This window comes from Nocardioides sp. YJ-D4 (assembly GCF_054031495.1).
The window spans coordinates 5,766,609-5,781,122 of the sequence record NZ_CM132932.1 but is presented as its reverse complement, the minus strand read 5'-3'; the positions used below and the strand labels follow the sequence as shown (position 1 = coordinate 5,781,122).

Annotated in this window: 17 protein-coding genes; 5 read left to right on the top strand and 12 right to left on the bottom strand. The window is 68.8% G+C overall.

All coding sequences use genetic code 11. The features are described 5' to 3' along the window. Positions 1–16: 16 nt before the first annotated feature. From tatC to pafA, 6 genes are all read right to left on the bottom strand, one after another. The gene (gene tatC, locus ACW14X_RS27625; protein ID WP_350839361.1) at positions 17–862 is read right to left on the bottom strand and encodes a twin-arginine translocase subunit TatC; all 846 of its coding nucleotides are present in this window, start codon (positions 860–862) and stop codon (positions 17–19) included. Positions 863–870: 8 nt separating this feature from the next. Further along, positions 871–1,164: a twin-arginine translocase TatA/TatE family subunit gene (tatA, locus tag ACW14X_RS27620; protein ID WP_141804833.1), complete on the bottom strand. Its 294-nt coding sequence runs from the start codon at positions 1,162–1,164 to the stop codon at positions 871–873. A gap of 39 nt (positions 1,165–1,203) precedes the next feature. Beyond that, entirely contained in the window at positions 1,204–2,220 is a 1,017-nt protein-coding gene (locus tag ACW14X_RS27615; RefSeq protein WP_350839363.1) for a helix-turn-helix transcriptional regulator, read from the bottom strand. After that, positions 2,217–3,173 (bottom strand): helix-turn-helix transcriptional regulator, encoded by a 957-nt coding sequence (locus ACW14X_RS27610; RefSeq protein ID WP_457163986.1) that lies wholly within the window; start codon positions 3,171–3,173, stop codon positions 2,217–2,219. The genes ACW14X_RS27615 and ACW14X_RS27610 overlap by 4 nt, the downstream gene beginning before the upstream one ends. 51 nt (positions 3,174–3,224) lie before the next feature. Further along, the gene (locus ACW14X_RS27605) at positions 3,225–4,205 is read right to left on the bottom strand and encodes an FKBP-type peptidyl-prolyl cis-trans isomerase (protein WP_457163985.1); all 981 of its coding nucleotides are present in this window, start codon (positions 4,203–4,205) and stop codon (positions 3,225–3,227) included. Between the two features lie 113 nt (positions 4,206–4,318). After that, a complete protein-coding gene (gene pafA / locus ACW14X_RS27600; RefSeq protein WP_141804837.1) occupies positions 4,319–5,680 on the bottom strand; it encodes a Pup--protein ligase in 1,362 nt (453 codons plus the stop codon). 168 nt (positions 5,681–5,848) lie between these two features. Between pafA and ACW14X_RS27595 the strand changes: the two genes are divergently transcribed. The 3 genes from ACW14X_RS27595 to ACW14X_RS27585 all read left to right on the top strand — a co-directional run bounded on the left by ACW14X_RS27595 (position 5,849) and on the right by ACW14X_RS27585 (position 8,992). Next, positions 5,849–7,360: a SulP family inorganic anion transporter gene (locus ACW14X_RS27595; protein ID WP_457163984.1), complete on the top strand. Its 1,512-nt coding sequence runs from the start codon at positions 5,849–5,851 to the stop codon at positions 7,358–7,360. 113 nt (positions 7,361–7,473) lie between these two features. After that, the gene (locus ACW14X_RS27590; protein WP_457163983.1) at positions 7,474–7,914 is read left to right on the top strand and encodes a VOC family protein; all 441 of its coding nucleotides are present in this window, start codon (positions 7,474–7,476) and stop codon (positions 7,912–7,914) included. Positions 7,915–8,122: 208 nt separating this feature from the next. Then, positions 8,123–8,992, top strand: coding sequence for a DMT family transporter (locus ACW14X_RS27585; RefSeq protein ID WP_457163982.1), 870 nt, complete (start codon positions 8,123–8,125; stop codon positions 8,990–8,992). 70 nt (positions 8,993–9,062) lie between these two features. Here ACW14X_RS27585 and prcA read toward each other — a convergent pair whose 3' ends face one another. The 4 genes from prcA to dop all read right to left on the bottom strand — a co-directional run bounded on the left by prcA (position 9,063) and on the right by dop (position 12,579). Beyond that, on the bottom strand, positions 9,063–9,917 hold the full coding sequence (prcA, locus tag ACW14X_RS27580) for a proteasome subunit alpha (protein WP_160023019.1): 855 nt from the start codon (positions 9,915–9,917) through the stop codon (positions 9,063–9,065). Then, positions 9,914–10,750 (bottom strand): proteasome subunit beta, encoded by an 837-nt coding sequence (gene prcB / locus ACW14X_RS27575; protein WP_457163981.1) that lies wholly within the window; start codon positions 10,748–10,750, stop codon positions 9,914–9,916. Before prcB ends, prcA begins: the two co-directional genes overlap by 4 nt. Before the next feature lie 3 nt (positions 10,751–10,753). Continuing rightward, positions 10,754–10,951, bottom strand: coding sequence for a ubiquitin-like protein Pup (locus tag ACW14X_RS27570; protein WP_008356645.1), 198 nt, complete (start codon positions 10,949–10,951; stop codon positions 10,754–10,756). Positions 10,952–11,067: 116 nt separating this feature from the next. Continuing rightward, on the bottom strand, positions 11,068–12,579 hold the full coding sequence (gene dop / locus ACW14X_RS27565) for a depupylase/deamidase Dop (protein ID WP_160023015.1): 1,512 nt from the start codon (positions 12,577–12,579) through the stop codon (positions 11,068–11,070). A gap of 143 nt (positions 12,580–12,722) precedes the next feature. Here dop and ACW14X_RS27560 point away from each other — a divergent pair, with 143 nt between their 5' ends. Together ACW14X_RS27560 and ACW14X_RS27555 are read left to right on the top strand one after the other, a co-directional pair. Further along, positions 12,723–13,349 carry a GNAT family N-acetyltransferase gene (locus ACW14X_RS27560; protein WP_160023013.1) on the top strand — a complete coding sequence of 209 codons (627 nt, stop codon included), beginning with the start codon at positions 12,723–12,725 and terminating at the stop codon, positions 13,347–13,349. Between the two features lie 6 nt (positions 13,350–13,355). Beyond that, complete coding sequence (locus tag ACW14X_RS27555; RefSeq protein WP_457163980.1) at positions 13,356–13,979, top strand: class I SAM-dependent methyltransferase; 624 nt, start codon at positions 13,356–13,358, stop codon at positions 13,977–13,979. 17 nt (positions 13,980–13,996) lie between these two features. Here the strand turns inward: ACW14X_RS27555 and ACW14X_RS27550 are convergent, their stop codons facing one another. Continuing rightward, positions 13,997–14,338, bottom strand: a complete 342-nt coding sequence (locus ACW14X_RS27550; protein ID WP_160023009.1) for a hypothetical protein — start codon at positions 14,336–14,338, stop codon at positions 13,997–13,999. Between the two features lie 19 nt (positions 14,339–14,357). After that, a complete protein-coding gene (locus ACW14X_RS27545) occupies positions 14,358–14,510 on the bottom strand; it encodes a hypothetical protein (protein WP_457163979.1) in 153 nt (50 codons plus the stop codon). Between the last annotated feature and the right edge of the window lie 4 nt (positions 14,511–14,514).

Genomic DNA, 14,514 nt, shown 5'->3' with positions numbered 1-14,514 from the left:
CGGTGAAGACTAGTGGTCAGATCACCGACGGGACGTCAGGATCCCCGATCATGTCCTTGCGCTTGCTGGCCTTGCGCTTGTCGTGCGCCCGGGCGATGACCTCGGAGATCCCGAAGAGGACGACCATCGGGCCGGCCATGATCGTCATCGTGAACGGGTCACCCGACGGGGTCGCGACGGCGGCGAAGACGAAGGAGCCGACGATGATCCAGGCGCGGTACTTGCCCAGGGCGGCACCGGGCAGGACGCCGATCCGGTTGAGCAGGATCACGAAGACCGGGATCTCGAAGGCGATGCCGAAGACCAGCAGCGTACGGCTCAGGAAGCTGAGGTACTCGCTGAACTCGACGATGTTCGTCAGGCCGTCGGGGACGAAGGCGAACAGGATCTCCAGACCCTTGGGCAGGGTGAGGTAGCCGAGCAGGACACCGAGGAGGAAGAGCGGGCCGGCGACGGCCACGAAGATCCTCGACATCTTCTTCTCATGCGGGTGCAGGCCGGGCATCAGGAACGCCCAGATCTGGTAGAGCCAGATCGGCGCGGTGCCGATGAACGCCGCCAGGCCGCACAGCTTCAGGTAGAGCATGAAGCCGCCCGCGGCGCCGTTGACGGAGCTCAGCGAGGCGGCACCGCCCTCCTGGTCCATCATCTTGACGGCCTGGAGGTAGGGGTCCATGACGAGGTTGAAGAGCTGCTCGAAGAAGAACAGCGCGACGACGAACCCGACGACCAGGGCCAGGGATGCCTTGATCACCCGCGCGCGGAGCTCACGCAGGTGGTCGGAGAGCGCCATCCGGCCGTCGTCGCCGATGGGGTGCTTGGGGGTGCCGCGGAAGATCGCGACAACACCGGCGATGGACAAGGTCGGCCTCAGTTGCCGGAGAGGCGCTCGCGCTCGGCCTTGATCTCGGCCTCACGACGCTCGAGCTCGGCGATCCGCTCCTGCTCGGAGGCAGTGAGCTCGGCCGGCTTCTCGGCCTTGTCGCCCTTCTCCTTCTCGTCCTCGTCGCGCAGGCCCTTGGTCTCGGTCTTGAAGATGCGCAGCGCCTGACCGGTGCCGCGGGCGAGCTCAGGAAGCTTGGCAGCGCCGAAGACGAGGATCACGATCGCCAAGATGATGAGCCACTCGGCTCCCTGCGGCATACCGATCAATGGAGTGAACATGAACTACCTCATCTACGTCTTAGGGGGAACGTCAGAAGTCTACGCGTCCGAACGGTACAGGCCGAGAGCCAGCCGTGCAGTCGCCGCAAACGATTCGGTGAACGTTTGCTCGTCGAGGACCTCGGCGAAGGGCGCCAGCCGGAGCAGGAAGCGGGTCAGCCAGCGCTGGTCGTAGACCCGCAGCCCCACCTCGAGCCCGCCGTCGGGCAGCTCGACCGGGTCGATCACCGAATAGTATTCACCGACCCAGCGGGCCTCGGGAGCCAGCCGCACCCGGACGACCGTGCCGTAGTCCGTACGCTCCAGCAGCCCAGCCGCGTCCTCGGCGCTCGCGCCGTCCTCGGGGTCGGTGGCCACCGGGGTGTCGAGCACCTCGGCGCCCCTGATCCGGTCGAGGCGGAAGCTGCGCGGCGCCTCGGCGGTGTGGCACCAGGCGTCGAGGTACTCGATGTCGCGGATCGAGACCAGCGCGCGTGGATCGATGACCCGTGAGGACTCCTCGTCGCGCGCCGGCACCCAGTAGTCGATGCGTACCTGACGGCCCTGGTCGATCGCGGTCGCGATCGCGGCGTGGATCTGGACGAGCGAGGTGTCGACCAGCTCCTCGCCGGGGTCGACGCTCGCGGCGGCGCCCTCGGCGGCCGCCTGCTCGAGCTTCGCCAGCGTACGGTCGACGACCTCCTTGGTCTCGGCGGCCACCGCGCCTCCCCGCAGCGCACGCAGCGCGACGATCACGGCCGTGGCCTCGATCGGGGTCAGCCGCAGCTGGCGATCGAGGTAGTCGGCGTTGGAGATCCGGATGACCCGGTCGCCGTCGGGCTCGGTCAGCGCGTCGATGTCGACGTCGATCAGGTCGTCGGGGTAGCCACCGGGCAGGCCGCACATGAAGAGCACCTGCAGGTCCTTGACCAGCTGCTTCTCCTCGACACCGAGGTCGGCAGCCGCCTTGTCGAGGCGTACGTCGTCCGCTTGGGAGTAGAGGTAGGGCACCAGCGTCAGCAGCCGCCCGACCTGCCCCTTGGCACCCGTCGCGCCTGACGCACCCGTCGCGCTCATCGTGCGGCTCCGTCCAGGCGCGCCACCAGCTGCTCCAGCCGCGTACCGACCTCGCGGCGGAGGTCCTCGGGCTCCTCGACGTAGGCGTCGGGGCCGTGGCCCAGCACCGCTCCGACCAGGTCGGCGGGCACCCGGGTCAGCACCACGCGGTCCCAGTCGTCGCTACCGTCGGGTCCGGTCACCCCGGACTCGGTGGAGTCGGCCGCCCTGCGGAGGGTGTAGCCGCTCCCCTGCCGCAGCAGCAGGACCGCCTTCCCGGTGGGCGGTGCCGGCGCCAGGGTCCGTGCGATATCGCGTACGTCGACCTCGGCCGGCACCTCGAAGGCGTCGAACTCGCCGACCGCCCGAGCCTCCCCCAGGACGCGGGAGAGCCGGAAGATGCGGGTGTCGTCGCGGTCGACGTCATGGCCGACGGCGTACCAACGGCCCGAGTAGCGCACCACGCCCCACGGCTGCAGCCGCCGGTGGGACGGCTCGGCCGCCCGTGACCCGCGGTAGTCGAACTCGACGACCTGCCGGTCCTGGGTGGCGGCCACGAAGACGTCGAAGGAGCCCTCCTCCGCAGCCAGCCGCGGCTGCACGATCTCCAGCGCCGAGACGTCGGTCTCGAGCCCGGCGGCGTTGAGCTTGCGTACGGCCTCTGTGGTCGCCTCCGCCATCGAGGCGTTCTCCCAGACCTTGGTGGCCAGGGCGACCACGGCGAGCTCGTCGGCCTCGAGGGTGATCGGCGGCAGCGCGAACTGCTCGGGGCTGACCCGGTAGCCGATCTCGTCCTCGAAGAAGGAGTCGATCACCCCGGTCTCGATCGGCACACCGAGGCTGCGCAGCTCCTCCTTGTCGCGCTCGAACATCTTCTCGAACGCCTCACCGTGGGACGACGGGTAGAGGACCTCACGGATCCGCTCCTTCGACACGTTGTCACGCTGCACGAGCAGCATGATGAGCAGGTTCATCAACCGCTCAGTCTTACCCGCCGCCACGGTGTTCTCCCCCTAGAGACTCTTCTACTGCGGCGCCGGGGTGTCTTCGGCCTTGACGACGTCGATGACGAAGTAGAGCGTGCTGTTGGCCGGGATTCCCGGCGTGCCGCCCTGGCCCGGCTTCTCCTCTGCACCGTAGCCCAGCTCCGGCGGGATCTGCAGCAGAACACGGCTGCCGACCTTGACGCCCTCCAGGCCGTTGGTCCAGCCCGCGACCACCTGGTTGAGGGCGAACGGCACGGCCTCCTTGCTGAAGCTCTCGTCGAAGGGCTTCTTGGCGCCGTAGGTCATGCCGAGGTAGTTGGCGGTGACCGTCTGGTCGGTGGTGATCTCCTCGCCGTCGCCCTCGGTGACGATGGCCCGCTTGAGCCCGTCGTCGGCCTTCGGCTTGGCGATGCCGGTGAAGTCGAACCCGGTCGGCTTGCCGTTCTTCTCGACGACCTTCGGGAGCTCGGAGGCGTCGACGTCCTTCGGCGTCTTGTCGGCGGCGGGCTTCACCACGTCGACGACGACCAGCAGGGTGTCGTGGTTGCCGATGCCCATCTGCGGGTTGCCGCCTTCGCCGAGCAGGTCGGCCGAGCCGACGATGGCCTCGATGCGGTCGCCGACCTTGGCGCCCTTCAGGATGGTGCTCCACGGCTTCTCGGCCGGGAGCTCCTCACCCTCGGGCGCCTGGCTCTCGTAGGCCCACTCCTTGTCCAGGGTGGTGGCGTTGCCGATGTAGATCTTGGCGAAGACGCCGCGGCCCTCCGGGATCTCCTCACCCTCGCCCTCGGTCAGCGTCTTGACCTTGGGGTCCTTGGGATAGGCGATCGCGGACTCCCACTTCAGCGTGGGTGCCTTGTCGACCGCGGCCGAGACCGTGACGCCGTCGAAGCCGGAGACGGTCTCGTCGCCGTACCCCGTCTTCTCCTCGCCGCCGCAGGCGACCAGAGCCGGGATGAGCAGGGTGACGGCCAGCGCGCTCAGCGCGTGGCGCAGACGAGGCCGAGGAGCAGTGGGCACAGTGCAAACCTTCGTGACGTGAAATGGAGACAGACGACAGCGGAGGACACCATATCCGCCCGGTGGTTACCCCGCAGCGAAGCCACCCCACAGTGTTTCGAGGCGGTTGGTCCTCACATCCCGTCGATGAGCCGCTGGACGCGCTCGTCGTACGCCTTGAGCGGGTCCTTGCACAGCACGGTGCGCTGGGCCTGGTCGTTGAGCTTGAGGTGGACCCAGTCGACGGTGAAGTCGCGGCGGCGCTCCTGCGCCTTCTTGATGAACTCGCCACGGAGCCGGGCGCGGGTGGTCTGCGGCGGCACCGACTTGGCCTCGAAGATCTTCAGGTCGGTGGTCGCGCGCTTGACCGCGCCCTTCTTCTCCAGCAGGTAGTAGAGGCCGCGGTTGCGGTGGATGTCGTGGTAGGCGAGGTCGAGCTGGGCGACCCGCGCGTGGCCCAGCGGAAGGCCATGCTTGGCGCGGTAGCGGTCGATCAGCTTCCACTTGATCACCCAGTCGATCTCGCGGTCGACCAGGGAGAGGTCGTCGGACTCGATCGCCTTCAGGCCGCGCTCCCACAGGTCGAGGGCGGCGATCATGGTCGGGTCGGTGATCTCGCGGCGGTCGACGAACTCGCGCGCCTTGGAGAGGTATTCGTTCTGGATGTCCAGGGCGCTGGCCTCGCGGCCGTTGGCCAGCCGCACCTTGCGCCGGCCGGTGAGGTCGTGGGCGATCTCGCGGATGGCGCGGATCGGGTTCTCCATCGTCATGTCCCGCATGACGACGCCCTCCTCGATCATCCGCAGCACCAGGTGGCAGCTCGCGATCTTGAGCATCGTGGTGGTCTCGGACATGTTCGAGTCACCGACGATGACGTGGAGTCGCCGGTACTTCTCGGCGTCCGCGTGCGGCTCGTCGCGGGTGTTGATGATCGGCCGGGACCGCGTCGTCGCCGACGAGACGCCCTCCCAGATGTGCTCGGCGCGCTGCGAGACCGCGAACCCGGCGCCCCGAGGGGTGTGGGTGACCTTGCCGGCGCCGACGATCAGCTGGCGGGTGACCAGGAACGGGATGAGCACGTCGGCGAGCTTGGAGAACTCCCCGGCGCGGCTGACCATGTAGTTCTCGTGGCAGCCGTAGGAGTTTCCGGCCGAGTCGGTGTTGTTCTTGAACAGGTAGATGTCGCCGGCGATGCCCTCGTCGTGCAGCCGCTGCTCGGCGTCGAGGAGCAGCCCCTCCAGGATCCGCTCCCCCGCCTTGTCGTGGGTGACGACCGAGATCACGTCGTCGCACTCGGGCGTGGCGTACTCGGGGTGGGAGCCGACGTCGAGGTAGAGCCTCGCGCCGTTCCTGAGGAACACGTTCGAGCTGCGGCCCCAGCTCACGACCTTGCGGAAGAGATAGCGAGCCACCTCGTCCGGGCTCAGCCGCCGCTGGCCGCGGAACGTGCAGGTCACGCCGTACTCGTTCTCGATGCCGAAGATGCGCCTGTCCATACCTGAAACCCTAGACGGTCGACGGTCACTGCGGAGGCGTTCAGAGGTACGACACGGCGGGGCGCGCCGTCCACCGGCACGGCGACCGCGAGCCGGCGCCGGACGGGTCGAACCTCACACCGCTCACAAAGCCGACGAGGAGTGCGGCCAGCCCTAGGATTGCGGCTCGTGCCCTCACCCCTGCCTTCGTCCTCCGCCAGCACCGAACCGGGCGTCCTCGCGGCGCTGCGTTCGCCGCGGCTGCTGCGTACGGAGGTACTGGCAGGTCTCGTCGTCGCACTCGCGCTGATCCCCGAGGCGATCTCGTTCTCGATCATCGCCGGGGTCGATCCGCGGGTCGGGCTGTTCGCGTCCTTCACCATGGCCGTCGCGATCTCGTTCCTCGGCGGACGGCCCGCGATGATCTCCGCGGCCACCGGCGCTGTCGCGCTGGTGATCGCCCCGGTGATGCGGGACCACGGCTACGACTACCTGATCGCGACGGTGCTGCTGGGCGGCCTGATCCAGATCGGGCTGGCACTGGCCGGGGTGGCCAGGCTGATGCGCTTCCTCCCCCGCTCGGTGATGGTCGGCTTCGTCAACGCGCTCGCGATCCTCGTCCTCGAGGCGCAGATCGTTCACATGGTCGACGTGCCCTGGGCGGTCTACCCGATGATCGCCGTGGGTATCGCCGTCATCGTGGGGTTCCCGCGGATCAACAAGGTCATCCCTGCGCCGCTGGTCGCGATCGTCGCGCTCACCGCCTTCACCGTCATCGGCGCGGTCGACGTGCCGAACGTCGGCGACCAGGGCGAGCTGCCCGACAGCCTGCCGACCTGGTTCCTCCCCGACGTACCCCTCACTCTCGACACGCTGGAGATCATCGCCCCCTACGCCCTCGGCATGGCGCTGGTCGGGCTGCTCGAGTCGCTGCTGACCGCCAAGCTCGTCGACGACATCACCGACACCCACTCCGACAAGACCCGCGAGGCCGGCGCGCAGGGTCTCGCGAACCTGATCACCGGCTTCTTCGGCGGCATGGGCGGCTGCGCGGTGGTCGGTCAGACGATGATCAACGTGAAGGTCTCCGGCGCCCGTACGCGCCTGTCCACCTTCCTCGCGGGCGTCTTCCTGCTCGTCCTGGTCGTCGGCTTCGGCGACACCGTGGCGCTGATCCCGATGGCCGCCCTGGTCGCGGTGATGATCATGGTCTCGGTCAGCGCCTTCGACTGGCACTCGGTCCGGCCCGCCACCCTGCGGCGGATGCCGCTCTCGGAGACGGTGGTCATGCTCACGACCGTCGCGGTCACTGTCGCGACCCGCAACCTCGCGATCGGCGTCATCGTCGGGGTCCTGGTCGCGATGACCCTCTTCGCGCGCCGGGTCGCCCACCTGACCCGCACGCACCGGGAGCTCGTCGAGGACGCCGACGGGAGCATGAGGGCCGTCTACCGGGTCACCGGCGAGCTCTTCTTCGCCTCCAGCAACGACCTCTACACCCAGTTCGAGTACGCCGACGACCCCGACGAGATCGTCATCGACCTCTCCGACTCCCACATCTGGGACGCCTCCACGGTCGCGACGCTCGACGCGATCACCCACAAGTACGAGACCAAGAACAAGTCCGTACGCATCGTCGGTCTCAACGCGTCCAGTGCCGACCGGCACGAGCGGCTGACCGGTCAGCTCAGCGGTCACTGACCCTCGGCGCGACGAAACTCGTGTCGCCGACCATGTAGAGATCGGCGCGCCGGCCTCGTTCTCTCGTCGAAAGCACCCGCCACAACGACGAGCAGAGTACGAGGATGGCAGTCATGACACACCTGTTGAGGTTCGACCACGTCGGGATCACCGTCGCCGACATCGACCTGGTCACGGAGTTCTTCGTCGGCCTGGGCCTGGAGATCGAAGGACGTACGTTCGTCGAGGGCGAGTTCATCGACACCGTCTGCGGGATCCCCGGGGCACGTTGCGAGGTCGTGATGCTCCGCCCGCCGGGTGGCGACACCACCCTCGAGCTCTCCCGGTTCGTACGTCCCGACCACGTGCCCGGCACGCCTGACGCGATGGCCAACACGCTGGGCCTGCGCAACGTCTGCTTCCAGGTCGACGATCTCGACGCTGTCCTCGCAGCCCTGGCGGAGGACGGCTACGGGCTGGTCGGCGGAGTCGGCGTCTACGAGGGCATCGTGCGGATGGCGTACGTCCGCGGCCCCGAGGGCATCGTCGTCTCGCTCTCGGACCAGATCGGCTGACACAGGGCATCACGCGAGACAGCGGGTCCGGGCCTCGGGCCTGTGGCAGACTTCGGGCCATGACTTCGAAGCATCTCGGCCTGCTTCCGCCGCCGGTTGCCTGACCGGAGCGGCCTCGCCGATCTGCCGCTGAGAGCGCGGATCGGCTCTCTTGTGGCGTGCTCCAGACGCTGCCCATCCGTCTTGTCGAACCTGGAGCACCTCTTCGATGTCCTCTCTCTCCGCCCGTCTCGGGCTCGTTCAGATCTGCCTCGCCGGGGTCCTGTGGGGCACCGGCGGCCTCGTCCTACAGATCGTCCGCGCGACCACGCCGATGTCGGTGCTCACCGTGAGCGCATACCGCATGCTGATCGCCGCAGTCGTACTGCTCGCCGTCCTCGCCCTCGTCGGCCGGCTGCGCGACCTTCGCCTCGACCTCCGCACGGTGGTCGTCGGCGTCGCGACCGGCCTCTACCAAGCGCTCTACTTCGCCTCCGTGGTCGCCGTCGGAGTGACCGTGTCCACCGTCGTCAGCCTCGGGATCGCTCCGGCGATTCTGCTCGCCGGCGAGGCCATCGCGTCACGTCAGCGGCCGAGCGGCCGGCAGCTCGTGGTGCTGGCGACCGCACTGACCGGGCTGGTCCTGGCCTCGGCATACGCCGGCAGCGGGGCCGGCGGCGACCGGCCGGTGACCGGGGTGCTGCTCGCGACCGCGTCCGGATCTGCGTACGCGCTCACCACTGCCGTCGGGCGCCCGCTCGCTCAGCAGCGCAGCCCCCTGCTGGTGACGGCCGGCGCCACCGGCGTCGGGGCCCTTGCCCTCACTCCGTTGGCGCTGCTTGGCGGCGGGTCGCTCGTCTCGTCCTCGGCGACAGTGTGGGCCTGGCTGGTGTACCTGGGCGTGGCGACGATGGCGCTCGCGTACGGCCTGCTCTATGCCGGGCTGCGCACCACGCGCAGCAGCGCGGCCACCGTGGCCAGCTTGATGGAGCCGGTCGCCGCGTCCGTCGCTGCCGCAGCGGTCCTCGGCGAACGCCTCGCCGCGCCAGCGGTCGCCGGGGTCGTGCTGATCCTGGTCGCCGTCGCCGGTCTCGCGTAGATCGGACACGGAGCGAAGCCGGGGAGTCTCAGGCGCACCGGGTGCGCCTGAGACTCCCCGGCTTCTGGGCTCAGTCGAGCGGCGGGGCGATCGGCGGCTCTCCGTCGTCGTCGGGCGGCGGAGCGAGCGGCGCGTCGCTGACCGGCTTCTCAGCCGGCTTCTCCGCCGGCTTGTCGGCGGGCGGCTCGACGGCGGCCGGCTTGGCCGGCTCGACCTCTGGGGTTGCGACGGCCGAGCCGAGGATCTCGAGCAGCGTCGCCGGCCGAATCCTGCGGAACTTGCGCGGCTGGGTGCGGTTGCGGTCGAGAACCGCGACCTCGAGGTCCTTGGCGGCGATCTCGCGGTCGTCGGTGTCGGTGTGGCCGAGCGCGGCGACCGCCAGCTTGATGGCGTCCTCGAGCGAGGCGCCCTCGGTGTAGCGCTCCTTGAGGTAGCCACCCACGGCCTCGGCGGCACCACCGATGGCGGCGAACCCGTGCTCGTCGACGACCTGGCCGTCGTAGGTGAGCCGGTAGAGCTGGTCGTCCTCGGCGGAGTCACCGATCTCACCGACGAACAGCTCGACCTCGTAGGGCTTCTCCCCGCCCGAGGAGAAGATCGTGCCGAGGGTCTGCGCATAGGCGTTGGCCAGGCCGCGCCCGGTGACGTCGCGCCGGTCGTAGGCGTAGCCGCGCATGTCGGCCAGCCGCACCCCGGCGATGCGGAGATTCTCGAACTCGTTGTAGCGCCCGACCGCCGCGAAGGCGATCCGGTCATAGATCTCGCTCACCTTGTGCAGGGCCGCCGAGGGGTTCTCGGAGGCGAACACGATGCCGTCGGCGTACTGCAGCGAGACCAGCGCCCGACCCCGGGAGATGCCCTTGCGCGCGAAGTCCGCGCGGTCGCGCATCAGCTGCTCGGGAGAGACATAGAACGGAGTGCTCATCGGCCACCCTCCAGCTCGGCGATGGGACCGTCGGGCCGCTGCAGCCTCCCGGTGATGACGGCCTCGGCAACAGCCGCGACCTCGGCGTCGGGCAGCGTGCGCCCGCCGTCGGCGGTGATCACGTGGACCAGCGGGAACAGCTTGCGGGACAGGTCCGGCCCGCCGGTGGCCGAGTCGTCGTCGGCCGCGTCGTAGAGCGCCTGGACCAGCACCGCGACCAGGGTGGCCTCGTCGAGGTCGGGCCGGTAGAGCTTCTTGAGGGCGCCCTTGGCGAACAGCGAGCCGGACCCGACGCCGGAGTATCCGGTCTGCTCGTAGCGGCCGCCGGTCGGGTCGTACCCATAGATCTTCCCCTTGCCGGAATCAGGGTCGAAACCGACGAAGAGCGGCACCACCACCAGGCCCTGCATGGCCATCGGGAGGTTGCCCCGCACCAGGGCGGAGAGCCGGCTGGCCTTGCCCTCGATCGAGAGCGTGGTGCCCTCGATCTTCTCGTAGTGCTCCAGCTCGGTCTGGAAGAGCTTGACCAGCTCGACCGCGAGCCCCGCGGAGCCGGCGATGCCGACCGCGGAGTATTCGTCGGACGGGAAGACCTTGCGCATGTCGCGCTCGGCGATCAGGTTGCCCTGCGTCGCCCGCCGGTCACCGGCGATGATCACGCCACCGGGGAAGGTGGCCGCGACGATCGTGGTGCCGTGCGGGGCGATGTCGCTCAGACTGCCCACAGCCGCGTCGCGTCGCGGGAGGAGCTCCGGGGACTGAGCCGTCAGGAAATCGGCAAAGGACGAGGTGCCCGGCGTCATGTAGGCAGCCGGGATACGGGATTCGGACATCTACTACTGCCCGCCCTTCTGGATGAAGGACTTCACGAAGTCCTCGGCGTTGGTCTCCAGGACGTCGTCGATCTCGTCCAGGATGTCGTCGACGTCGGAGTCAAGCGCTTCCTTGCGCTCGTTCACATCGGTCTCGGGCGCGGTCTCGACGGACTCCTCCGTCTCGGAGGACTTCTTCGGCTGCTTCTGCTCCTGTGCCATGTCTTCAACCTATCCACTAGCACCGACAAACCTGAGGAAACAATGCCCGATTTCGCTACGGGAGGAAGCAGAAGTCGAACGTTGGGCCGAGATGTGGCACGAGTCGCGATCGACGCTCAGGAACCGGTCAGCCGGTTGAACAGGTCGACGGCGGTCTCGGAGGAGTCGAGCAAGCCACCGACGTGCTTCTTCGTGCCGCGCAGCGGGTCGATGGTCGGCACCCGCTGCAGCGACTCGCGCCCGGGCAGGTCGAAGATGACCGAGTCCCAGCTGGCCGCGGCGACGTTCTCGGAGTACTTCTCCAGGCAGCGGCCGCGGAAGTAGGCCCGGGTGTCGCTCGGCGGCTCGTGCATCGCCTTCTCCACCAGGTCGTCGGTCATCAGGCGCTGGATCCGCCCGGCGCGGACGAGACGGTGGTAGAGGCCCTTCTCGGGGCGGATGTCGGCGTACTGCAGGTCGATCAGGTGGAGCTTGGGGTCGTCCCACTCCAGGCCGTCACGGTCGCGGTAGCCGAGGAGGAGCTTGTACTTGGCCACCCAGTCGAGCTCGGTGGCGCACTCCATCGGGTCGCGCTCGAGGCGGTCGAGCACCGACTCCCAGCGCTCCAGGACGTCCTTGGTCTGGTAGTCGGCGTCGGAGCCGTAGCGCTCCTCGACGAACTTCTTGGCCAGGTCCAGATACTCCATCTGCAGCTGGACACCGGTCAGCTTGCGACCGTCCTTGAGCGTGATCAGCTGCTTCAGCGACGGGTCGTGAGAGACCGCGCGCAGCGCCGAGACCGGGCCGTCGACACTGAGGTCACGGGTGATGTAGCCGTCCTCGATCATGGCGAGCACCAGCGACGTACTCCCGACCTTGAGGTACGTCGAGATCTCGGCGAGGTTGGCGTCGCCCAGGATCACGTGGAGGCGGCGGTACTTCTCCGGGTCGGCGTGGGGCTCGTCGCGGGTGTTGATGATCGGCCGCTTGAGCGTGGTCTCCAGCCCGACCTCGACCTCGAAGAAGTCGGCGCGCTGGGAGATCTGGAAACCGTGCTTGGGGCGCTCCTGGCCGATCCCGACCCGCCCGGCGCCGGCGAAGACCTGCCGGGAGACGAAGAACGGGGTCAGGTGCTTGACGATGTCGGCGAACGCGGTCGAGCGGCGCATGAGGAAGTTCTCGTGCGCACCGTAGGAGACACCCTTGTTGTCGGTGTTGTTCTTGTAGAGGTGGATCTGCGGGTTGCCCGGCAGCCGCGCGGCCGCACGGGAGGCGTCGAGCATCACCTGCTCGCCGGCCTTGTCCCAGCGCACCGCGTCCAGCGGGTTGGTCACCTCGGGGCAGGAGAACTCCGGGTGGGCGTGGTCGACGTAGAGCCGGGCGCCGTTGGTGAGGATGACGTTGGCGAGCCCGAGATCCTCGTCGGTGAGCTGGCTGGGATCGGCCACCTGCCGCGACATGTCGAAGCCGCGCGCGTCGCGCAGCGGCGACTCCTCCTCGAAGTCCCAGCGCGCTCTCCTCGCCTTGAGAGTCGAGGATGCGTACGCATTGACGACCTGCGAGGACGCCACCATCGGGTTGGCCTGGGGCTGTCCGGCCACGGAAATTCCGTATTCGACCTCCGTGCCCATCACCCGTCGTACGCTCATGCCTGCAAGGCTACCGGCCACGTGCACGAAGGCACGTGAGCATCCACACGCCACGCTGAGGTTGCCCGGCGTTGTTCGGCTGGGCGGCACCAGGAGGAGACCTAGTGAAGGGAGCGTGGCAGCGGTCATGGTGAGGTTGGGCCATGGGAACTCCTGAGATCCGGCGGGCCACTGCCGACGACCTCGACGACCTCTACTCGATCTGCCTGCTCACCGGGGCCTCGGGCGAGGACGCCACCGAGTTCTACGACGACCCCCGATTGCTGGGGAACGTCTACGCCGCTCCCTACATCGTGCTGCGTCTCGGGCTCGGGTTCGTGGCGGTCGACTCCGAGGGCGTGGTGGGCTACGTCGTCGGCACCCCGTTCACCCGCGCCTTCGAGAAGGAGTGCGAGGAGGACTGGTGGCCCGCGCTCCGCGTCGTCAACCCCGATCCGGGGCCCGATCACGACCGGAACGACTGGAACGCCCGGCTCCGCTCCCAGATCCACCGCCCGCCGCGGATGCTGGGCGAGATCCTCAGCGAGTTCCCGGCACACCTGCACATCAACCTGCTCCCCCGCGCCCAGGGCCAGGGCGTCGGAAAGGAGCTGATCGGGATGATGCTCGGCGCCTTCCACGTCGCCGGCGTACGCGGTGCACACCTCGGCGTCGCCGCCGGCAACACCCGTGCGATCGGGTTCTACCGGCGCGTCGGCTTCACCACGCTCGTCGAGGGCGAGGACTCGATGCTGCTCGGTGTCCAATGGACCGGCGAGATGGAAGAGTGAGCTCCCATGGGACTCTGGGAAGCGCGGGTGGTGCCACACATCGTGGACCGCACCTGCGGGATCAAGCAGCTCGAGCCGCTGCGCCGGCAAGCCTGTGACGGTCTCCGCGGCCAGGTCGTCGAGATCGGCTTCGGCAGCGGGGGCAACATCGGTCTTTATCCCGCCGAGGTCACCGAGATCGTCGCCGTCGAGCCCTCCGACGTCGCCTGGCAGCTCTCGGCCTCGCGCCGTACGGGCTCATCGGTCCAGGTGAGCCGCGTCGGCCTCGACGGCGCCCGGCTACCGCTCGCCGACGCCTCGGTCGACACCGGGCTGGTCACCTTCTCGCTGTGCACCATCCCCGACGTCGCCGGCGCCCTGTCCGAGATGCGCCGCGTCCTGCGTCCCGGCGGCTCCATCGGCTTCGTCGAGCACGGCCTCTCCCCCGACCCCGGCGTCGCCCGCTGGCAGCACCGCCTGGACGGCCTCCAGCAGCGTCTCTTCGGCGGCTGCCACCTCGCCCGCGACATCCCGCGGCTCGTCGAGGCCGCCGGCTTCGCCCTCGACCGGCTGGAGCAGTCCTACCTCCCCGGGCCGTCGTTCTCGCGGCCGTGGGGGTATCTCTCGGTCGGGCGGGCGGTTCCTTCGTAGAGACCGCCGCCCAGCCCTCAGCGCTTACGCGTACGCAGCGCGTGAGCGACGTTGACGCCGACGAGGCCGACCCAGGAGATCACCAGGGCGCCGAGGTTGTCGGTGACGCCGAGGGTGATGCTGATCGGGATGCCGGCGACCGCCGAACCTGCGCCCAGGACGAACTGGAAGACCGACGTACGCGACTCGTTGCGCTCGGCGAGGGTGCGGGCGGCCGCGGTGGCGCCGACCCGCTCCTGGACGGTCTTCTCGATACGGTCGGCAAAGCCGGCTACCAGTTCGGCGTCGAACGCGTCCCCCAGCTCATGACGGGTCTCCAGACCTGCCTCGATGTCCTTGCGCGCCATCTCGTCTGCCACGTCGTTCAACCTTAGAGGATCAGATGCCGGGGTCGATGTCCCCGACGTTGTGCTGAATGTTGGTTCGCTCGGCCCGACCGGACAGCACTACGACGAGGGCTATGACAGCGACCACGACGACGACCGCGACGACCGCGACCGCTCCGGCCAGGATCAGCAATTCCGCTGCCATCTGG